We start from the raw sequence: 554 nt of genomic DNA on the forward strand, positions 1-554 counted from the left end.
ATCAAGAATGCCAAAAGCATCGTGAAGGATCAAAAAAAGGCACTCAAAACGATTTTTCAAGATATTGATGACCTCATTTCTCTGGAGGTATTTGATAGTAAAACCTTTGACGAAAAGATTGCAGATGCGGAAGATGAACGGAAGAAAACGGTTAAAGATTTAATAGAACTTGATCAAAATCTAAAAGATGAATATGCTTTGTCAGAGACTGAGGAGAAGGCTACAATGGCATTGTACGCAGAAATGATCAATGCCACAAATGACGGAAAGTCCATTTCGCCTATGAATTTTGACAAGAAAGCGTATCAAAATAGCGAAATCTACAAGGCAAAAAGCGATATTGAGAAGCAAACTTCTGAATATCTAAAAATTAAAAAAGATCAAGAAGAAGCCCGCAAGATCGCAAAGGAACAAGAAGCGCTCGCCAACCGTCCTTGGTATGAAAAAGCCCTTGATTACGGTGGGAATATCGTTAATGAGCTGACAGGCGTGAACGATGCAAAACGTGCCGCAACAGGTGTCGATCCGATCACAGGTGAAGAACTCACCGCAGG

1 protein-coding gene is annotated in these 554 nt (G+C 40.3%); it reads left to right on the top strand.

Annotated features, from left to right (window positions below):
• Positions 1–554: T7SS effector LXG polymorphic toxin (locus ACNO7B_RS02420; protein ID WP_417901122.1), on the top strand; the 554-nt coding region annotated here is incomplete at both ends.

Origin of the sequence: Bacillus sp. AK25 (assembly GCF_048270685.1) — a bacterium.
GTDB classification, from domain to species: domain Bacteria; phylum Bacillota; class Bacilli; order Bacillales; family Bacillaceae; genus Bacillus; species Bacillus altitudinis.